The organism is Veillonellaceae bacterium (genome assembly GCA_025992895.1).
GTDB lineage: Bacteria > Bacillota > Negativicutes > Veillonellales > Dialisteraceae > Dialister.
Map to the genome: position 1 here is coordinate 1,548,411 of DAJPGA010000001.1, position 20,055 is coordinate 1,568,465.

At 42.7% G+C, this 20,055-nt stretch carries 18 protein-coding genes, 1 tRNA gene and 1 other RNA gene; 2 read left to right on the forward strand and 18 right to left on the reverse strand.

Annotation, left to right across the window (positions count from 1 at the left end; translation table 11 throughout):
* Nucleotides 1-32 precede the first annotated feature (32 nt).
* Nucleotides 33-1,526, forward strand: a complete 1,494-nt coding sequence (putP, locus tag OIM03_06685; protein ID HJI73962.1) for a sodium/proline symporter PutP — start codon at nucleotides 33-35, stop codon at nucleotides 1,524-1,526.
* A gap of 84 nt (nucleotides 1,527-1,610) precedes the next feature.
* On the opposite strand, the gene rnpB is transcribed toward putP, so the two are convergent.
* The 14 genes from rnpB to OIM03_06755 all read right to left on the reverse strand — a co-directional run bounded on the left by rnpB (nucleotide 1,611) and on the right by OIM03_06755 (nucleotide 14,898).
* Nucleotides 1,611-1,958, reverse strand: an RNA gene (gene rnpB, locus OIM03_06690) — RNase P RNA component class A.
* Nucleotides 1,959-2,050: 92 nt separating this feature from the next.
* Nucleotides 2,051-2,860 (reverse strand): Nif3-like dinuclear metal center hexameric protein, encoded by an 810-nt coding sequence (locus OIM03_06695; protein HJI73963.1) that lies wholly within the window; start codon nucleotides 2,858-2,860, stop codon nucleotides 2,051-2,053.
* Nucleotides 2,857-3,543, reverse strand: coding sequence for a class I SAM-dependent methyltransferase (locus OIM03_06700; protein ID HJI73964.1), 687 nt, complete (start codon nucleotides 3,541-3,543; stop codon nucleotides 2,857-2,859). Before OIM03_06700 ends, OIM03_06695 begins: the two co-directional genes overlap by 4 nt.
* A gap of 64 nt (nucleotides 3,544-3,607) precedes the next feature.
* Nucleotides 3,608-3,684, reverse strand: a tRNA-Ile gene (locus OIM03_06705).
* 126 nt (nucleotides 3,685-3,810) lie between these two features.
* Entirely contained in the window at nucleotides 3,811-4,947 is a 1,137-nt protein-coding gene (rpoD, locus tag OIM03_06710) for an RNA polymerase sigma factor RpoD (GenBank protein HJI73965.1), read from the reverse strand.
* 113 nt (nucleotides 4,948-5,060) lie between these two features.
* A complete protein-coding gene (gene dnaG, locus OIM03_06715; protein ID HJI73966.1) occupies nucleotides 5,061-6,845 on the reverse strand; it encodes a DNA primase in 1,785 nt (594 codons plus the stop codon).
* Nucleotides 6,846-6,934: 89 nt separating this feature from the next.
* Nucleotides 6,935-7,669, reverse strand: coding sequence for an ATP-grasp domain-containing protein (locus OIM03_06720; GenBank protein HJI73967.1), 735 nt, complete (start codon nucleotides 7,667-7,669; stop codon nucleotides 6,935-6,937).
* A 350-nt stretch (nucleotides 7,670-8,019) separates the two neighbouring features.
* Nucleotides 8,020-8,811: an undecaprenyl-diphosphate phosphatase gene (locus OIM03_06725; protein ID HJI73968.1), complete on the reverse strand. Its 792-nt coding sequence runs from the start codon at nucleotides 8,809-8,811 to the stop codon at nucleotides 8,020-8,022.
* 18 nt (nucleotides 8,812-8,829) lie between these two features.
* Nucleotides 8,830-9,975, reverse strand: coding sequence for a hypothetical protein (locus tag OIM03_06730; protein HJI73969.1), 1,146 nt, complete (start codon nucleotides 9,973-9,975; stop codon nucleotides 8,830-8,832).
* A 179-nt stretch (nucleotides 9,976-10,154) separates the two neighbouring features.
* Nucleotides 10,155-11,324, reverse strand: a complete 1,170-nt coding sequence (locus OIM03_06735; protein HJI73970.1) for an aminotransferase class I/II-fold pyridoxal phosphate-dependent enzyme — start codon at nucleotides 11,322-11,324, stop codon at nucleotides 10,155-10,157.
* Nucleotides 11,325-11,354: 30 nt separating this feature from the next.
* Nucleotides 11,355-11,792 carry a flavodoxin domain-containing protein gene (locus OIM03_06740; GenBank protein HJI73971.1) on the reverse strand — a complete coding sequence of 146 codons (438 nt, stop codon included), beginning with the start codon at nucleotides 11,790-11,792 and terminating at the stop codon, nucleotides 11,355-11,357.
* Between the two features lie 126 nt (nucleotides 11,793-11,918).
* Nucleotides 11,919-12,347 (reverse strand): flavodoxin, encoded by a 429-nt coding sequence (locus OIM03_06745; protein ID HJI73972.1) that lies wholly within the window; start codon nucleotides 12,345-12,347, stop codon nucleotides 11,919-11,921.
* Between the two features lie 152 nt (nucleotides 12,348-12,499).
* Nucleotides 12,500-13,204, reverse strand: a complete 705-nt coding sequence (locus OIM03_06750; protein ID HJI73973.1) for a hypothetical protein — start codon at nucleotides 13,202-13,204, stop codon at nucleotides 12,500-12,502.
* A gap of 20 nt (nucleotides 13,205-13,224) precedes the next feature.
* Nucleotides 13,225-14,898 (reverse strand): glutamine--tRNA ligase/YqeY domain fusion protein, encoded by a 1,674-nt coding sequence (locus tag OIM03_06755; GenBank protein HJI73974.1) that lies wholly within the window; start codon nucleotides 14,896-14,898, stop codon nucleotides 13,225-13,227.
* A 209-nt stretch (nucleotides 14,899-15,107) separates the two neighbouring features.
* On the opposite strand from OIM03_06755, the gene OIM03_06760 reads away from it, so the two are divergent.
* Nucleotides 15,108-15,998 (forward strand): fumarylacetoacetate hydrolase family protein, encoded by an 891-nt coding sequence (locus tag OIM03_06760; protein HJI73975.1) that lies wholly within the window; start codon nucleotides 15,108-15,110, stop codon nucleotides 15,996-15,998.
* A 69-nt stretch (nucleotides 15,999-16,067) separates the two neighbouring features.
* Here OIM03_06760 and OIM03_06765 read toward each other — a convergent pair whose 3' ends face one another.
* From OIM03_06765 to lpxD, 4 genes are all read right to left on the reverse strand, one after another.
* Nucleotides 16,068-17,261: an MFS transporter gene (locus OIM03_06765; GenBank protein HJI73976.1), complete on the reverse strand. Its 1,194-nt coding sequence runs from the start codon at nucleotides 17,259-17,261 to the stop codon at nucleotides 16,068-16,070.
* Between the two features lie 28 nt (nucleotides 17,262-17,289).
* On the reverse strand, nucleotides 17,290-18,033 hold the full coding sequence (locus OIM03_06770; protein HJI73977.1) for an alpha/beta fold hydrolase: 744 nt from the start codon (nucleotides 18,031-18,033) through the stop codon (nucleotides 17,290-17,292).
* Nucleotides 18,011-18,925 (reverse strand): lysophospholipid acyltransferase family protein, encoded by a 915-nt coding sequence (locus OIM03_06775; protein ID HJI73978.1) that lies wholly within the window; start codon nucleotides 18,923-18,925, stop codon nucleotides 18,011-18,013. Before OIM03_06775 ends, OIM03_06770 begins: the two co-directional genes overlap by 23 nt.
* 97 nt (nucleotides 18,926-19,022) lie before the next feature.
* A complete protein-coding gene (lpxD, locus tag OIM03_06780; GenBank protein ID HJI73979.1) occupies nucleotides 19,023-20,048 on the reverse strand; it encodes a UDP-3-O-(3-hydroxymyristoyl)glucosamine N-acyltransferase in 1,026 nt (341 codons plus the stop codon).
* Nucleotides 20,049-20,055 lie beyond the last annotated feature (7 nt).

A 20,055-nucleotide genomic window follows, 5' to 3' on the forward strand; every position in this document is an offset into this window, starting at 1 on the left:
ATTGAGAATAACGGTTTCAGGAGGACTTTCACATGGATTTCAACAACAGCTGGCCAATAGCACTAGCTTTTATTCTGTATTTGATTTTAATGATGAGTATCGGCCTTTATTACTCCAGAAGACAGAAAAATCTTTCCTCTTATATTCTGGGAGATCGAAAGCTGGGTCCCTGGCTGACTTCCATGAGTGCTGAAGCATCTGACATGAGCGGATGGATGCTCATGGGACTTCCCGGCTATGCTTACCTGCACGGTTTATCTGCTTTCTGGACAGGCATCGGCCTTATTCTGGGTACGTGGGCAAACTGGCTTCTTGTATCAAAACGATTAAGAAATTATACAGAAGTCGCGAACAACAGCCTGACAATACCTGACTACCTTTCAAACCGTTTTGAGGATACCAAAAATGGACTTCGCTTGATTTGCGCAGTGTTCATTATTCTCTTTTTCGTTATATACACTTCATCCGGATTTGTAGCAGCAGGCAGATTATTCAATACTATTTTCGGAATCCCATATTTCCATGCATTGCTTCTCGGTGCATTCGTTGTCGTTTTCTATACATTCCTGGGTGGTTTCTCTGCTGTTGCATTGACAGATTTCATTCAGGGAACAATGATGTTCTTTACGGTTATTTACGTTCCGCTTGCGGCGACAATTGCGTTAGGCGGCCCGGTTCCAACGATGGACATATTATCAGGTGAAGGAGCGGATTTCTTTTCATTCTTCCCTGCATCAACCAACATGTCGGCATTACTTATTATGCTGGTATCCTCCCTGGGATGGAGTCTTGGATATTTCGGCCAGCCTCATATTTTAGTAAAATTCATGGCCATTGGCGATGCCGATGATTTAAAGAAATCTACACACATTGCTATGCTTTGGGTTTTATTATCCCTTGGTTTTGCAATTGCCATTGGTATTGTCGGCAAGGCCTATCTCAGCACTCCACTTGAAAATGCGGATGCTGAAAGAGTATTTATCATTATGGCAAAATCTCTGTCGACCCCATTTATTACAGGCATTATATGGTCAGCCATTCTTGCGGCAATTATGAGTACAAGTTCCTCTCAATTGCTCGTAACGTCTTCGGCAGTTTCCAAAGATCTTTTCCAGGCATTTCTCTTTAAGAATGCATCAGAGAAAACATTAATCAGAGTAAGCCGCATCAGCGTATTGATTGTCTCTATAATAGCAGTCTATCTGGGTTCCGATCCAGACAGCTATATTTTCCAAATCGTTTCCTACGCCTGGGCTGGATTTGGCGCCTGCTTCGGTGCAACAATACTTCTCTCACTTTATTGGAAGCGCATGACATTAAGGGGTGCCTATGCTGGTGTACTTATCGGAGGAATTACAGTCCTTATCTGGAAGCAATTTGAATGGTTTGGCATCTATGAATTAGTTCCCGGCTTCTTCCTTTCAGCCATTTCGATCATAGTTGTCAGCCTGCTTGATAAAGAGCCGTCTGAAAGCATTCTCAAGACATTTGAAAAAGCTATTTCTCTTTCAAATAAACATAAATAAGAAATTCCATATCAAGCTTTGTTATTCAAGCTGCAAGTAAAAAAAGAGGCTGGAATCCTAAATGGTTCCAGTCTCTTTTCATTTGCGGCGAGCATTCAATAAGCCGAGTTCTGTACCGCTTACGCGGTGATGATTATCTTTCTAGACAGTAAATTACTCTACTGCTCAAGCGACGCAACCCGGAAGGTCAGCGGGCAACCTCAACCCTTCCCTATTCGGTCTTGCTTCGGATGGGGTTTACCAAGCCAGCCGGTCTCCCGACTCCTGGTGCGCTCTTACCGCACCTTTCCACCCTTACCATCATAAGATGGCGGTTTCCTTTTCTATGGCACTTTCCCTAGGGTCACCCCCGCCGGACGTTATCCGGCATCCTGCCCTGCGAAGCTCGGACTTTCCTCACGCCTTTCGGCCCGCAATCATCTTTCCTGCTCGTAGGAGTTAGTATATCATAAATATTTTCTTTATTCAAGAAAGGAATGCCTATTTATACAGTCACAGTCAGCCAGAAGAAATGAGCAGCTTGATTATCCAATGTAGCTGAAAACATCTTTTGCAACAGGGTCTTCTACAACTTCAATATCCCAGTTCTTCTCTTCAAACGTTTTGCGCAGCCGGTTTGCAAGATTTTGAACAACAGGATGCTCTGTGTAAAAATGACCGCCATCTACCACAATAATACCAGACGCATAAGCCTGCTGGGCTTCATGATACTTCAGATCCCCTGTCAGAAAAAGATCCGCGCCAAGTTTTTTAGCATCATGGATATATTCGCTTCCAGCACCGCCAAGAATCGCTATTTTCTTCACATCTTTATTAATATCACCGCTGTATCTGATGACGGGCATTTCCAGTTTTTCCTTGATATAGCTGACCGCTTCTTTGCCCGCCATAACACGAGGAAGAATGCCAATCCTGCCAAGAGAATCCGCATCAGATCCATTTTCAGCAGGGGCAAGCCCGGATACATCGCCTAGAGATAATTTCTCCGCCAATACATCATTGACTCCTCCCTTGGCAATATCAAGATTTGTATGCGCTGCAAACGAAACAATTGATGATCTGATCAGTGTTTCAATGACTTTTCCGCGATATGTGCCTAAATCAAGTTCATGAAGCGATTTAAAAAGAAACGGATGATGCGAAATAATAAGATTGACACCATTGTCAGCAGCATAGGAAGCATTTTCAGCAGTTAAATCCAAAGCCACCAATACCTTCTTTACAGGTGTATGTACGTTCCCGATCTGAAGCCCCGGGTGATCCCAACTTTCTGCGAGACTCTGAGGCGCCCACGCGTTCATGATATTAATAATCTGCTCTGCTTCAATACTCATAACATTCCCTCCAGCAACTCTCTTTCTTTCAATGCGATTTCTTTCTTTTTCCTGTTTCTATCATTTTGATTATCATCAGAAATTGAATGAATGAGAATCTCTCTCTTCTTAATTAGTTTTCTGATATGCATAGAAAAAAGCGGATCTTTTTTATAAGCTTCGGTCACGCCTACCTCTGCTTCAAACAAAGTAATTTCACGTTCAGGTCTTCCGGGAACCACTTTCATAAGCTCATAAAGACGCTCTCCTTCTATTGCCATTCTTTCTTCCTGAATCACAAAGCCATTGTTCATCAGAAAATACTTCAAGTCAGCAACATGATTCTGGGGCTGCAGAACCAGCCAATGAAGGGCATGTGCTTTTTCCGGTGAATCCTTTAATATATCAATAATCATTAAGCCGCCCATACCGGCAATCGTTACACCATCCACCTCGCCATTCTTCAACGGTTCGATTCCGGCTCCCAGTCTTATTTCTACACAATCTCCTCTGTTTTCTTTGATGATATTCTCTTTTGCTTTCACCAGAGGCCCTTTGTGTATATCACAGGCGACAGCATATGATATACGTCCTTCTTCCAGCAAATGCAATGGGAGATATGCGTGATCCGTTCCTATATCTGCCATAATACGGCACTGCGGAACCAAATTTTCAACTTCCTGGAGCCTTGGGGTTAATTTCATTTTTCCTCTTATCATATTTATATAACAAAAAAGCTGAGCAAACGCTCAGCTTTATAAATTCTATTGGTGGGCCCACCAGGGCTCGAACCTGGGACCAGACGGTTATGAGCCGTCGGCTCTGACCAACTGAGCTATGGGCCCGCATCACCAACTTATGCTATTCTAACAGCTAAACCCGAATGAGTCAAGAGTTAAAGCCAGCCTAATTTCGTGAAGCCCGATAATCAGTTGTATCGATCCCTGACAGTTATTTACAGCCCGGGTATGTCATTGATTGATCAATGTCTTTGCTGATTTTTTCAACTTAACCAATGCCTCGCCCTCGATCTGGCGGATTCTCTCTCTTGTTACATCGAAGTATTTACCTACTTCTTCAAGTGTTCTCGTCTTACCGTCTTTCAGCCCAAATCTCAACTCAAGCACCTGTCGTTCCCTGTCTGTAAGAGATTGCAGCAGTTCATCTATCTGCTCGCGCAGTAAAATTGATCCGGCCGCATCATCAGGCGCAACAGTTTCATGATCCTCTATGAAATCTCCCAAATGGGAGTCCTCTTTTTCTCCAATCGGGGTCTCCAGAGAAATGGGATCCTGCGCTATTTTCTTTACTTCTCTGATCTTCTCAACAGAGATTCCCATTGCTTCTGCCAGTTCCTCATTCGTAGCCTCCCGGCCTTTTTCCTGAAGCAGCTGCCGGGATATCCTGTTCAGTTTATTAATGGTTTCAACCATGTGCACAGGGACACGAATGGTACGCGCCTGATCTGCTATTGCTCTGGTTATCGCCTGTCTGATCCACCATGTCGCATAGGTTGAAAACTTATACCCTTTTGTATAATCAAATTTATCAACCGCTTTGAGAAGCCCTAAATTGCCTTCCTGAATCAGATCTAAGAACTGAAGCCCCCGTCCCAGATATTTTTTTGCGATAGAAACCACAAGTCTGAGATTTCTGTCAGCTAATTCCTTCTTGGCATCATCGGCTTCCTTCTTATCCTCATCTGTAGCATCAGGCAGGCTCCCTTTTTCAACCTTTTTGGCCAAAATTATCTCTTCCTCACTGTCAAGAAGCCGCATGGACCCAATCTCTTTTAGATACATCTTCACAGGATCGTCAATTGTAATTGGTCCTTCATGGCTTGGAGCTGCGCTGATTTTCTCAACTTCTTTTTTCTCAGAATTATCTTCCGAATCAAGCATTTCCAAATCATCATCAGAAGCTTCTTCATCAAAGTTGATTTCTAAATGCTTTTTATGCAATTCTTCATATAATTCTGACAGTTCTTCTTCTCCTAAGTTGTTATCGGAAATAATAGCGATAATATCCTTATTCGAGATAACCCCATTCTGAGATTTTTTCTGCAAATCTCCAATCCATTTCCCCATCTGTTTCGCTAGTTCTGTCATAATTGTCATCCCCCAAGCAGAAGACTTATTCTCCCGATCGACTAATTAAGCCCAATAATGAACTTGCATGTATAAATATAATTTTATATCAGTAAACAAGAATGAATTCATATTTATCTGAGCGACATAATTTCCTTGCTAAGCTGGATGCAGACCAGCTGCTCCTTTTTGGCCAGTTCCGGATCCGACCGCATCAGTGTCTGAACCTTTTCAGTATGTTTCCTGTATTCATCCTGCAGGAAAATTCTTCGCAGAGGCAGAATATATTCCTCCCGGGGTACAAGTCCCATCTGTTCATCATTCATTTGAAGGGCCGCCAGTTTCTCAATTCCTTCACGTGTAAGCCCTGCTTCAATCATATCTATAGTAAAAGGCTGCCCATTGAAGCTCTTGAGAAGATCATATAGTTTCTGATTGAATGGATCACAGAAACGATAGGATTCAAGTTCCTCCGCTTCCGGAGGGAAAACCAAGTATTTGATGCAGTACTTCAGCAGCCCATCCTCTAACAGCTTTCGCTTTTTTACAATGACGTCAGAGTCAATTTCCGGAAGTTCCTTTTGTGTTTTCTGGGATATATAAATATTAGAATGGTTCTTTTTGGCATAGGCCAATGCTTCGCTTCTTATCATTCCTTCATCCATATGCATATTTCTGGCCATTTTTCGGATGAAAGAATTAAACTGGAATGTATCGCCTTGTGCCAGTAATGTAGAAAACATTTCATCCAATATATGGTGCTGTCCGTCCAAAGTTGCACTGTCGTACTGCTTGCAGAGGGATTCAAACAAATAATCCAAAGCGGGTTCAGCCCTCTCTATTGCAGCAAGATAAGCTTCTCCCCCATGTGCATTAACAAATTCATCCGGATCTTTTCCATCGCCTAATTGGGCAACCCGAAGTTTCAATCCGGCAGAGCCTGCAATTTCCAAAGCACGTTTCGTCGCATTCTGTCCAGCTGAATCCATATCATAACTAAAAACAATCTCGTCAGCGTATTTTTTGAGGAGTCTGGCTTGTTCGACGGTAAATGCCGTGCCTAATGATGCCACGGCATTTGTGATGCCGTGAGAATGAAGCGATATGGCATCCATATACCCTTCAACCATGATTGCCTGCCGTTTCTTCCTGATTTCCGGCAAAGCCTGATAGAGTGCAAACAAAAGCATCCTTTTGTTGAATATCGGTGTTTCCGGAGAATTCAGGTACTTAGGCTTGCTGTCATCCATGACACGACCGCCAAATGCGACTATGTTCCCTCTTATATCCAGGATAGGAAACATACAGCGGTTCCTGAAATAGTCAAAATAAGATCCATCTTTTACTCCGCACAAGCCCGCTTCAACGAGGATATTCCCCTCTATATGCTTCTTAGAGGTAAAATCATCATAAAGACGATGCCATTCATGAGGGGCAAAACCAAGATGAAAATCTTCAATCGTTTTGGGTGTCAAATGTCTCTTCTCGAAATATTCGAGTCCTGGTTTTCCCATACGTGTTTTTGTAAGACAATTATGGAAATAATCCCCCGCCAATCCAATGACATCGTATAAACGTTTTCTTGATGATTCTCTTCTCTGTTCCTCCAGACTTAATTCCCTGACAGGCAGTTCGATATTAGCAGATTCTGCCAGCCGCTCTACTGCTTCGTTAAAGGAGATATTCTCCATTTTCTCTAAAAAAGATATGACATCCCCGCTGGCATGACAGCCAAAGCAGTAATAAAAACCTTTCTCGGGCGAAACAGAAAACGAAGGGGTCTTCTCCGGACCATGAAAAGGACACGAAGCAAAATAATATCTCCCTTTTTTTGTAAGCTCTACATAGGATCCTATGACATCTAAGATATTGACGCTGTCCTTAAGACGTTGAAGGAATTCATTACTAAAACTTGCCATATTCCTTCTCCCTCCTGCTTAATTGATATAAATCTCTTTAAGATCAGCTATCCATGAAAAGATAGCTGCATGCAAGGATCCATCCCTTATCATTCAATATTTTCAGTCTTCCTGCACTGTGATAATTCCTGCCATCTGGTCTTGAGTATATTCATGTAAATATCAGAACGCAGTCCAAAACTTGCCAGAGCATATCCGTCACTGACTTCAACCAGAAGTGTCCTGCCATCATCGGTAACGCCAAAATCCAGCGCATAGGCTGAAGGGGCTCCTTCATATCGATGAACAGCCTCTTCCATCACAGAAGGGTCCGGGAAAACATCCCAGCGGCCTTTGTAAGGTGTCAATCCGGTTATCGTACCATTTAATACCCATAGACGCCATTCAGATAAAAGCTGAACCTTTTCGCTGCACCAGACATCGATATCTTCAAGACCACCGCCAAGTTTAATCAGATCTTCAGATTTATCGAGAACTGTTCCGTGAAATCTCTTTACATCCTCAATCGGCTTAACAAAGACATGCCAGCATTCAGGATGACTCGTTATAGTAAAAAGTGTAGATTTCCAGATTTTACGTCCGATAAATGATTTCAATGGCGCCGGATAATCCAGCGGAGCCGGTTTTATCCCTAATTTTTCCAAAGCAACTTTGACATCTGAGAATGTACCGATAACCGGATCCATAGGATCATTATCAGTTATAGAATAAACCGCTTTATATTTTACAACCGGAATATGCAAAGCCTCACAGCCGGCAAATGCATTATAGCAATTTATATCATAGAATTCTCCGGTATGTTTTATACGGATGTAAGCCTTCATGGATTCTCCTCCATCTGGTAATAAGATACCTACTATCACATTTTTTATGATACCATTAAATTCATTTTTTTACCAGCCAATAGAAATCATGTAATACGTTCAGGGCAGATTCCTGGCTTGCCATTTAGCGTCTCAATATAAAAAACTGTGACAAAATTTGCAATCATTCAGCCACAGTCTCTTTTTATTGAATTATACAATTAAGGGAAAATCCACGTGCTGCAAAAGATCTGATAAAAGCCAGATGGTATTGCCGCACTCAAGGGAAAGGTTATTCCACCAGCCTTCATGTCGTCCGAGTAAAGGGAAGCCGGCATTTGCCCATTTTCTACAGCCATTTGCAAAGGATTCTACCAGAAATAGATAAATGCCACAATTGCAACAAAAAATCTATAAACTGCAAATCCGGTAAGCGTTGAATTGTTCAGGAATTTCAGGAACCATAAAATAGAAGCATACGCAACAATAAATGCGGTAAAAAAGCCGACTGCCAAAATACCAAAATCACTTGCCTGTAAATAAGGAATGACTTTGATTAAATCGAATGTACATGCAAGAAACATAAGAGGCACTGCCATAATAAAAGTAAAATCAGCGGCTGCTTTTCTGGATATGCCAAGCAGCAGACTGCCGGCTATCGTACTTCCGCTCCTGGAAAATCCCGGCCAGAGAGAAAGACATTGGAAAAATCCGATTTTCAGTGCCTGTTTAGATGTAATCCGGTCGACATCAGTGACAGTAAACTTTTTCCTTTTCTTTTCTGCGAAAATCATAAAGACGCCGCCAAGTACAAGGCCGATAATAACGGTATAAGGGCTGAACAGCTTGTGCTTTATGAAATCATGGAATATAAGTCCCATAAGACAGGCAGGAAACATTGAAATGGCAACATTCAATACAGAAGGCCCTCTTCTCCTGAACCAATGATGCGTATTCAGAATAAACTTAAATTTTTCCCTGTAAACAACCAATACGGACAAAATAGCACCAAGTTGAATAAAAACATCAAAAAGGTCTGCCAATGTACCCTCAAAACCCAGCATATGTCCAACGATAATCATATGTCCTGTAGAGGATACAGGTATATATTCTGTAAGGCCTTCTACGATGCCTACAACAACTGCGCAAAAATATTCATACACGATAATAATACCTCAAAATTATAACGACTGGTTTGACGGCTTAGCATACTGAGGGTTCTTAGCACACATAACGCTGTCCACCTTATCTTCCTTTACATAAACAGCAAAAATATTTTTTAAATCTTTCGAGAAATATATGTATATTACATAGGGTGTCCCATTTCTCAAATCAAGTTCAATTTTATCCGGTTTTCCATAAAGAAGTTCGGCAGTGGTAACATCATCCCCTTTTGACAGGCCTCTTGAAGTCAGCATCTGATTATCTGTTAAAAAGAGTGTCTCAATCAATTTGTTTTGTTTGGTAGCCTTGACGGTGTAGCCTGGATAATACCACATTTCCTCGACCGCATTGGAAACCTTCTTCACCCAGTTTTCCTGATCATCAGAGGAAAGTGCTTCTCCCAGTTTAAGTCCTGCTATATCGAAGTCATTTGCAGAGAGCGGAGACTTTGAATGCGTAACTGAGTACTCGGATGGCTGGATTTCATATGTACCTGGATTTCCGCGGCTAATGTCAATTGAACTAATAGTATCATTGTTGAGATTAAAAGCAAGTATATTATTTTCTTTTTTATATACTAAGCAGAATGAATCATCAGACTTCTTCCATAAAACTTTATCAGGCTTTCCGTACTTTCTAAGGACAGATTCCCTGTTCATTCCGGTTGCAATACCGCGTGCTGTTTTTATTGAATCTGATGTAATGACGATTTTTGAAATTCCTGTATGCCTGATTTGACTGCCTATTGAAAGATCTTTACGGTTAACATATTTATTCAGGAATGGTTTTAATGCTTCGACTGATATCCCCTTCCAATTATATTCATCATAAATTCCCTGACTTACAACGCTGTCGGGATGATGAAGCTTTTCTTTAACTGAATCAACCGTGCTGTCTAATCCTATTCCATTTACAGAAAAGTCAGTGCCAGACAGTATATCTGAATCAACTGGAATTAATTTATCATGATCCATTTCCGATAATGCCTTATCAGAGCCTGATCTGTCTTTCGAAGTTTCCTTATCATTACGGGAATCCATATTCACCAAAGCAGCTGCTGTGGTTTGATTATCAGCATCCGCCGGCTGAGCTGCCAATGCTGCCGGTGCACTCATTGCCAGAATAAAATAAGCCAAAAGAATTCCGCTTTTTAATTTATTCACAGTGCAGCCTCCTTTCTTTCTCCCAAGTCATTTACAAACATTATGCTTTTTGCAATTGATAAATGTCAAGGGCAAGCATTACACAGATGCAATAAAAAAGAGAAGTATCACTTTTCTTGAAGTTAATACTTCTCTTCTTCAAAAACACTTGCCTCACAAGTCAGATGCTTTTCATGGACTTATTTTTTGTATTTGTCCACAAAATGTCCTATTCTCTTTAACGCTTCAGCAATATTTTCACGGCTTGCTGCATACGATATGCGGATATGATTTTCACCTTGATTGCCAAAACATGTTCCCGGAACGACGCCTACTTTCTCTTCTTTCAGCAAGCGGTCGCAGAATTCATCGGCAGTCATTCCTGTGCAGCTGATATCCGGGAAAATATAGAATGCGCCCTTAGGCTTGAATACTGGAAGCCCTATTTTCGTAAGGCCTTCATAAACCATGTCCCTGCGGGCTTTGTATTCATCGTACATGGATTTGACATCAGCATCACATTCTCTTAATGCAGCAATAGCGCCATACTGGCTTGTTACGCTTGCACAGAGAATCTCATACTGATGTACTTTATATACGTCTTCGAGGGATTCCCTTGGTCCGCAGACATAACCGATACGCAGTCCTGTCATGGCATAGGATTTCGAGAAACCATTCATAACAATCGTTCTTTCTCTCATGCCGGGCAGGGATGCAAAGCAGCAATGCTCGCCTTCATATGTCAGATCGCAGTAGATCTCATCCGAAATAACAATCAAATCATGCTTTTGGGCAAAGTCTGCAATCCCCAGCAATTCTTCTCTCTCCATGATAGTTCCTGTAGGATTGTTCGGATATCCGATGAGAATCGCTTTCGTCTTCGGTGTAACCTTTTTCTCAAGTTCATCAACGGTGAGCTTGAACTCATTTTCTGCGTAAGTCGGAACCAAGACAGGTTTCCCGCCTGCAATCGACACGCATGCCGGATAAGCCAGATAGGCCGGATCCGGTATCAGTACTTCATCTCCAGGATTGAGGAATGTGGTCATCACGAGTCCTATAGCCTCGGAAACACCGACAGTGACCATGACTTCATCCTGCGGATCATAATCCAGGCCATATCTATTCTTGAAGAGCTTTGCTATTTCGGTTCGAAGCTCAATAAGCCCCCAGTTGGAGGTGTAGGAGGTTTCCTTGCGTTTAAGACTTTCAATACATGCATCAATAACCTTGTCCGGGGCAGAATAATCTGGTTCACCAACACCCAGAGAAATGACATCTTTCATTGTACTTGCAAGGTCAAAAAATTTACGGATTCCAGAAAATGGAACATTCCTTACATTATCGGAAACTTTGTTATTCCAATCCATAAGCGACTCTCTTTCTTTTCGTAAAATAGATTACCGGGTCCCTGCGACCTTTTTCCCAAGATCTTCGCACTTTTTCAAGGATTCCTTATCCGGATATCCATACGCTAAAAGCGGTTGTGCCGGAATTATAGCACCCGCAAAATGCAATTCATTATACCAAACATTCAGCCATGCACCGCGGCTCCATCCGCATGATCCAAAGATTCCCATAATTTTGCCCTTCAGAAATGGCTTTAGTTTCTCACAGAACGGCTTCATCTGTTCTTCTTCTATGACTTCAACGCCCCAGGCAGAACATCCCAAAATAATATGCGAGTACTCCTTTCCGATTGTCTCGGGATCCACATCAGCTACTGGTGCCAGCAAAACATCTTCTACAACACTTTTGGCACCAATAGAAACTGCTTCAGCCATTGCTTCGGTATTTCCTGTCGCCGAATAATAAATGACAGCTACCTTTTCACTCATATTTACATCTCCCCTTCGTCAAAAACCGGAGATTTAAAATCAAACTTGCATCAATTCTAATTGCTGCATCTGGCTGTAAAAAAGAAGCGTTCTAGTAAGAACGCCTCTTTTACTGTAATTGCAAACTTACGCTTTAGCGACCGTTTCTCCAAGTTTCTTGCAAGCTTCCAGTGCTTCATCATCCGGATAGCTGTAAGCTTTAACCGGATCAGCAGCAAGTTTAACGCCTGCTTCATCGAGTCTGTTCTTCCAGTTTTCAATCCAGTCGCCCTGATTCCATGCATAAGAACCGAAAATACCTACGGTCTTATCTTTCAGCTGTGGAAGGATATCTGCAAAGAACGGTTCGAATTCGTATTCTTCAAGTTCTTCATTTCCCATTGCCGGGCAGCCCAGAATGATGTGATCGAAAGCTGCAACATCAGCAGCAGTTGTATCACTTACAAAGCTCAATGTGGTTTCTGCACCTGCAGCTTTTGCACCTTCTTCAACAGCCTGAGCCATAGCTTCAGTGTTACCTGAACCAGACCAATAAACGATTGCTACTTTTGCCATTTTAATTCCTCCTATAAAAGATATATTAAAAATTAGTATTTCAAAATAGCCTATGTCTCTATATTACTTACTAAAGAACGTATTGTCAATTTAGCTTTATCAGCATGTCTTAAAATACCTGTCGGATACCCTGATGCGCCCCGGACTTGTATTTATTCATATTCCGTCAGAGACGTACCTGCACGGCTTAGCATAGACTCAACATTCTTTCCGGGATATTTCCTGTGCATCACCATTTTCCTGAGCGATTCAGTCACTTGAGTCTGATCTGCATCTGAGTTGATGATTCCCAGCGTCGTAAAGTATCCATCGCACTGAAGAATCACTTGATAAGCTTCATTGTAGACGATCCCCTGCTGCTTTGTCTTGATAACAAATGAACCCGTCCAATAGGAATTCTTGCCTTTTTGAACTTTCACCAGCGGTGTTTTTCCGGAGAATACGGCTCCGTCAGCAATGAGTCTCTTATTCAGGTCTTCTGCAATGACATCCATCTGTTCCAAAGCTGAATCATTCTTATGGCTGATTTCGCCAATATCCAGCAGGTAAGGAATGCCGAGACGGTGCGACATGGCCCATCCATAACTAAAATCTGGAGGGGCGCTGTATGTCATGGAATAATATTCACTGTCACTTGCCCCGCGTTTAATGAAGAAACGTTTGACTCCCCCATCGTTCATGAATGGGAGTGCTTCCTGAGCGCCCTTTGAGAATGTAATATTCTTTGGCACGCTCATGTCCCCTATGCCGCGAAGGCTGAGTGTATCACTGGCAAATGCGGTAGAAGATAAGGACGCAAGAACAAGAAAGAGAGCGCAGGATAAAATCCATTTTATAAAATTACGACGACATTTCATAAAACTGCATCCCCCTGTAATTACTGCTTATTTTTAACCTTTGACCAGGTATCGCGCAGTCCGACAATCCTGTTGCATACCATATGATCTTCTGTAGTGTCCTGATCAATAATGAAATACCCCTTACGGAGGAACTGGAAACGATCCCCAACATGATATTTGCTGATTTCAGGTTCAGCCTTGCTCTTCATGACAGTCAGGGAATGTGTATTTACTTTTTCCATGAAGTCTCTGCCGTCATCATGATCATCCGGCGAAATCAGATAGTCATAGAGTCTTGTCTCAACATCCACGGCTGTATCTGCGCAAACCCAGTGGAGTGTACCTTTCACCTTCCGGTCAGCGCCCGGGGTTCCGCTTCTGGTATCAAAATCAACCGTGCAATGTATTTCCTTGATGCTGCCGTCATCATTCTTGATAACATCCGTACATTTTACGATATAGGCTCCCTTGAGGCGTACTTCTTTCCCAGGAGACATTCTGAAGAATTTCTTGATCGGAGTCTCCATGAAATCTTCCGCTTCAATATATAAGTTCCTGCCGAATGGCACCTTTCTGGATCCCATGGATGGATCTTCCGGATTATTCTCTATATCGACATATTCGATTTTATTTTCATCATAGTTGGTAAGTACCACTTTGACCGGATCGATGACGGTCATGATTCTCGGTACTTTCGCTTTTAAGTCCTCTCTGATGCAGTATTCAAGGAGAGAAATGTCAACTACGCTGTCTGCCTTAGCCACACCTATCAAATCACAGAACTTTTTAAGTGATTCCGGAGTATAACCTCTGCGTCTAATGCCGCTGATGGTAGGCATTCTCGGATCATCCCAGCCATTTACCAGCTTTGCTTCAACCATTTTTCTAAGTTTGCGTTTGCTGGTAATCATTGTGGTTACATTAAGACGGGCAAATTCAATCTGTCTCGGCTTTTCCTTGCCGTCATAAGCCTGAAGGCACCAGTTATACAAAGGCCTTCTTTCCTCAAATTCCAGTGTGCAGATAGAATGGGTTATATTTTCCAAAGCATCCGAGAGCGGATGAGCGAAATCATATAACGGATATATGCACCAGGTATCACCGGTTCTGTGATGCGTTGCTCTCAGGATTCGATAAAGGACCGGATCTCTCATGACCATATTGGGCGAAGACATATCGATTTTGGCACGCAGACATTTTTCCCCGTCTTTGTACTTGCCGTCACGCATCTCCTGGAAGAGCTTGAGGTTTTCTTCTACAGAACGATTTCTCCAGGGGCTTTCTGTTCCCGGATGTTCCAGATCTCCTCGCGTGTTATGGATTTCTTCGCTGGACTGATCATCCACATAAGCAAGTCCCATGCGTATCAATTTGCAGGCAAATTCGTATAATTCCGGGAAGTAATCCGATGCATAGTGAACTGGTTCCTTCCACTGGAATCCAAGCCAGCGGATGTCATTCAGGATAGAATTGACATATTCTTCATCTTCTTTGACCGGATTCGTATCATCAAAACGTACATTCGTTGCACCATGATACTTTTTCCCTAATCCAAAGTTCAAGAAAATACTTTTAACATGCCCAATGTGAAGGTAACCATTAGGTTCCGGTGGAAATCTCGTCAGTACTCTTCCGCCTTCATACACATTATTTTCAATATCTTTATTGATTTCGGCTTCAATGAAATTTGACGCTTCACGTTTTTCTTCCATTTATATTCTCCTTCGTGATGATGTACAAATGAATCAATTGTATTTTTATTATTTTAGCACATTAGCACCGCTTTATAAAAGACAGCAAAACACGAACTTCCTCAGCAGGCAATACAGGAAAGATACCTTAATTAACTCATAAACTATGATATAATACGATTAACAAAATTTATATATAGTCTAAAAGCTTCAGAAAGGTGCGTAATTTTATGCAGAGACTTGTTTCATACAATATTAATGGGCAGCGCCAGTGGGGTGTACTCACAGCAGATGGCAATTATATCTATTCAGCAGAAGACTTGGAGGAGACCTATTTCATTCCTCTCGGAGAGAGTATGGAATCTTTCATCGAATTCGGTGAAGAAGGCCTCCTGAATCTGGCAAAGGTTCTGGAACTTAACAGCAATGATAAAATGATAACCCCGATTCCTCTTAATACGGTTCAGCTCGAAGTCCCCTTTTATCCCAAACGCAATGTATTCTGCGTTGGCAAGAATTATAAGGCGCATATCAAGGAATTTGACCACGCTGATGATCCACAGGCTCCTGGAAGGCCGATTTTCTTCACAAAAGCTGCCACATCAGTCATCGGACCTGAGGAAGAGATCGATGCTTACACGGCTACGACCCACCAGCTCGACTATGAAGGCGAACTTGGCGTCATCATTGGAAAACGCGGAACCAATATCTCTGAAGAAGATGCCTTAAAATATGTCTATGGCTATACCATCATCAATGACGTGACGGCCAGAGATCTCCAAAAGGCCCATGTGCAGTGGTTTAAAGGAAAGAGCTTGGATACTTTCTGCCCGATGGGTCCGACTGTCATGATCGGCGACTGGCCGGTTCCGTTTACGATTTATACAAAAGTCAATGGAGAGCTTCGCCAGGAAGGAAATACACAGGATCTGATTTTCTCCATTCCAAGACTTATCGCTGAATTATCAGAAGGAATGACCCTCCTGCCAGGAGACGTTATCGCAACCGGCACTCCGCAGGGCGTAGGAATGGGATTCAATCCACCTAAATTCCTTAAAAAGGGAGATACCATAGAAATAACAATCGACCCCATCGGAACCTTAAAAAACACCGTAAAATAAAGAAAAACTGATGCCAGAATCATTAAAATGGCATCAGTTTTTTATTTACATAATTTTGGGACCAATCGTTTAATGTTCTCCCTTTTTGATTCTTGAGAAGAACAGCCTGCATCCAAGCAGCAATTGTATGACACCAGCGGCTATATATACCTCCCGGATGCTTCCGGTCATGGAGACAAAAGACGCCAGTATCGGTCCTATCATATTCCCAAACTGCTGCGCCGTATTTGATAGTCCAAAAACGCGTCCTCTAAATGACGAAGGTGTATATTTCACCAGTGCAGCGTTAAGGGAAGGATTAACCCCAATGACAAAACAACCCACCAGGAACTGGCAAATACCGAATCCGATAATTGAACTCGGAATCGACTGTGCAATCGTAATCACACCGGCAAAGGAGAGCGTAATGAACATGGCCTCATAGTATCCGCGGCTTTGGCCGAACTTACCCCAAAGAGCTGTAGTCAAAGCGCCTGCCAGTCCGCCGCTGCTCATAATAAATCCTGAAACAAGCTCCACATCGCTGCTGTCCCCCATTAACTTGCTGACCCATAAAGAGGTGACAGGCTGTATCATCAGGATTGTTACCTGAAGCAGGAACAAAATTGCAAGCAATTCCCTTAAATGATCATTCTTCAATGCATATGATATGTCATCTTTTATTGATGTCTTTTCTCTGACAGTACTTTCCTCTCCCTTTAAAGCAGGTTCATGGACAAAGAATATAACGGCCAGCGATACGATCCATAAGAATGCTGCTGAAACAAAAAAACTTCCTCTCATACCAATAAATTTGGACAAGGCACCGCCCAAAAGAGGACCGCAAATCCCCCCGATTACAAGGGATGTCTGCGCAGCCCCTAAAGTTACGCCTATTTCAGATGACTGGACACTGACAGAAATAATTGCCATTGCAGCTGCCACAAAACCATTGGCAAATCCCTGGAAAGCTCTTGCTGCCAGAAGATGATATTCGTTTTGGCATAAACCGCAGAAAAGATAAGAAAATCCGAGCAGGATTCCTGCACGAACCGCCATTTTCTTCTTGCCACTTGTATCTGCCAATTTCCCCCAGATCGGACCCATGAGAGCTGCGACAAAAAAGCATGACGAAAATACCAGCCCTGTCCAAAGAGTCAGCTGCTCTTCCGGAACTCCCAGCTCGGAAAGGTATAGAGGAAGAAAAGGTATCACCATGGTATATCCTGCTGACACCAGAAACATACTAATAATTAATACAATTACGTTCCGTTTGAATTTCACTCTCTCCAAACTCCTCTAGAATTAAATTTTATTTTCTGGCGGACACCTCATCCATCCATGAAATTGCATCATCCATCATATTTGTCGTCACAAAGTGGCCTAATAATGGATATGTAATTCTTTTTGACGTATGGTTTACCTGCATTAAATTCTCATAGAAATGCGCCTGCGCCCTGGGATCTATCGAGATGTCGCTTTCCCCGTTTGTCATTAAAATCGGGATATCAGCCAGCTGCTTCAGATGATTAACCGGCGATCTGGCATCAACCACATCTTCCAATACCCAGTTCTTACCTACGCTGACCCCGAATCTTGCCTGGATAAACAGATGCGTAAGCCCCCAGTCACCCGAACCGTTAAATGAAACGACCCCTCTTACTTTATCAGGATATTCGCAGGCAATGCCTAAAACAGTCATGCCTCCCATTGAGTGTCCCATGATAAACGGAGCTATCTTCTCTTTGCCCGTAATAAATTCATAAAGGGAATTGTACTCTTCTATATTATTGAAAATAGTATTCCAAAATATGGGATAATCTTCTACAACATAATAATCTTCCAATGGATCCCTTTCGCCATGATGAAGAGCTTCTGGCAGGTACACCGTATATCCATTGACCGCCAGCAAAGCTGCGCGGGACATCTGTGCCAGAGCACTGCTGCTCCAGCCATGATAAAAGATGACGGGGCCCTTTTCTTCTCTTATAGGATGCACTACATGCACGGGAATTTTTCCAATATATATCTTCTCAGAGTCTAGTTGCATGATCATTTCCTTTTTTCAACTCAGGATAAAAACGATCCGTCCATTTCCAGCGATTATGGAGCCAGAACCATTCTTCCGGATACTTCCGTATCCATTCTTCCAGCCTTATATTGATCTTGTCCGTCACATTCTGTATGGCTTCCTTCTTATCAAGTCCTGCATCAGCCTCTATAGGATCCCCTATCACGATTGTATAGTGGAACGGTCCATCCTTGTGAATAAGTGCAGTCATGACAGGAAGTTTGCAAAGAAGAGAAAAATGGGCAGGTCCGGTCGGTGTCAGCGTCTTCTGGCCCATAAAATCAGATAATATTCCTGTATCACCAGGATCCTGATCACATAAGAGGCCGATGAAGTAACCCTGTTTCAGGCGGCGGAGCATATCACGGACACCAGTCTTATACTCAACCGTCTGTCCCGGCATAGACCGGTACTCGCATAAGAACTGGTCGAATCCCTTATTTTTTTGTTTCATTGCTACTGAAAGGAGCGGGTATCCATAAAGGGCAAGTGCAGCCCCTTCAAGCTCCCAGTTCCCGCAATGCGTAGCGGCCAGGATACAGCCCTTCTTGCTTTCTTTAATAGCATCAAGCTTTCCTTTCCCTTCAATCGTTACGTATTTCTTTATATTATCCTGATTGAGAAGCGGAAAGCGAAACATGGATACTCCGATATCGCCAAAACGTACGGCAGCCGCTTTGCTGATCCGGGACGCCTCTTTTTCATTATCTGTTATTCCGCATCGAATAATATTATTAATGGCCAGCTTCTTGCGCTTGGGAGGTACAAGCATCCAGAAGAAAGCTCCCAGATAATTCCCCATGCGCTGTGCATTTTTTTCAGAAAGGCTGCAGGATACGCGCCCAAGAAGCTTCATGAAATTATATGTCAGACTCATAATCATACACCCGTAAAAAATGGTAAAAATACAGGACTCTATATTTCCAATCCATAGAAATACGAGCCCTGTATCCACTGCAAAATATACTTAAATACTACTTTTTATCCTTCTGGGCTTCCAGCTGCTTTTCCAATTTTTTTACTTTTTTCATCAGTTCCGGCAGATGAGAAACCATGACTTCAACCCTGCCCCATTGAGCATGCGTTCTTGCAGGATAGCCCATATAAACGCCTGGTTCAGTAATATTTCCGATAACACCAGTCTTGCCGCCTAAAACGACATTATCTGTAATTTTTACATGACCATTGATTCCAGTCTGTCCTGCCAGGATGCAGTGATTTCCAATCGTAGTGCTTCCTGCAATTCCCGTCTGTGCAATGATAAAGCAGTCATTGCCGATTTGAACATTATGACCTACATGTACCAGATTGTCGATTTTAGTGCCGCTTCCGACAACAGTATCATTCATGGCACCATTATCGACAGCAGAACCTGCACCAATCTCGCAGTTATCACCAATCACAGCCCTGCCCAACTGGCGGATATGGGTATGATGTCCCTGTTCATCGGTTGAAAAGCCGAATCCCTGTCCTCCGACAACAGCATGCGCACGAAGTACGACATTATTTCCTAATATACTGTTTTCATGAACGACCGATCCCGGATTCAGTTCACAGCCATTTCCGATAACTGCATTTTTGCCGATATATGTATATGGATAAATCACCGTGTTGTCACCGATGACAGCGCCATCTTCAATGACACAGTACGCCATGATGCATACATTGCTGCCAATCTGAGCTTTCGGGCTGACAATAGCTGTCGCATGGATGCCCGGTTCAAAATGAGATTCCGGATGGAATAAATCAATCAACTGGCCGAACGAACGGCGGCAGTCAGGGACGACAATAAGATTTTTTGTGAAATGCTCCGGCAGTTCATCGACTAAAATAACGCCTGCATGCATCTCTTCAATATGCTCAGCATAAATTCCATGTGCAAAGGTAATGTGAGACGGTCCTGCACTTTCAGCGCTGCACACATCATCAATCACAAGAGAAGGATCCCCATGCAGAACTCCGCCTACGATCTCGGCCAATTCACCAGCTGTCTTTTTCATAGTCGCC

Excerpts from the sequence above, each read along its gene's own strand:
- putP (HJI73962.1), top strand. The coding sequence starts at position 33 with ATGGATTTCAACAACAGCTGGCCAATAGCACTAGCTTTTATTCTGTAT.
- OIM03_06695 (HJI73963.1), bottom strand. The coding sequence starts at position 2,860 with ATGAGTATTGAAGCAGAGCAGATTATTAATATCATGAACGCGTGGGCG.
- OIM03_06700 (HJI73964.1), bottom strand. The coding sequence starts at position 3,543 with ATGAAATTAACCCCAAGGCTCCAGGAAGTTGAAAATTTGGTTCCGCAG.
- rpoD (HJI73965.1), bottom strand. The coding sequence starts at position 4,947 with ATGACAGAACTAGCGAAACAGATGGGGAAATGGATTGGAGATTTGCAG.
- dnaG (HJI73966.1), bottom strand. The coding sequence starts at position 6,845 with ATGGCAAGTTTTAGTAATGAATTCCTTCAACGTCTTAAGGACAGCGTC.
- OIM03_06720 (HJI73967.1), bottom strand. The coding sequence starts at position 7,669 with ATGAAGGCTTACATCCGTATAAAACATACCGGAGAATTCTATGATATA.
- OIM03_06735 (HJI73970.1), bottom strand. The coding sequence starts at position 11,324 with ATGGATTGGAATAACAAAGTTTCCGATAATGTAAGGAATGTTCCATTT.
- OIM03_06740 (HJI73971.1), bottom strand. The coding sequence starts at position 11,792 with ATGAGTGAAAAGGTAGCTGTCATTTATTATTCGGCGACAGGAAATACC.
- OIM03_06745 (HJI73972.1), bottom strand. The coding sequence starts at position 12,347 with ATGGCAAAAGTAGCAATCGTTTATTGGTCTGGTTCAGGTAACACTGAA.
- OIM03_06750 (HJI73973.1), bottom strand. The coding sequence starts at position 13,204 with ATGAAATGTCGTCGTAATTTTATAAAATGGATTTTATCCTGCGCTCTC.
- OIM03_06755 (HJI73974.1), bottom strand. The coding sequence starts at position 14,898 with ATGGAAGAAAAACGTGAAGCGTCAAATTTCATTGAAGCCGAAATCAAT.
- OIM03_06760 (HJI73975.1), top strand. The coding sequence starts at position 15,108 with ATGCAGAGACTTGTTTCATACAATATTAATGGGCAGCGCCAGTGGGGT.
- OIM03_06770 (HJI73977.1), bottom strand. The coding sequence starts at position 18,033 with ATGATCATGCAACTAGACTCTGAGAAGATATATATTGGAAAAATTCCC.
- OIM03_06775 (HJI73978.1), bottom strand. The coding sequence starts at position 18,925 with ATGAGTCTGACATATAATTTCATGAAGCTTCTTGGGCGCGTATCCTGC.
- lpxD (HJI73979.1), bottom strand. The coding sequence starts at position 20,048 with ATGAAAAAGACAGCTGGTGAATTGGCCGAGATCGTAGGCGGAGTTCTG.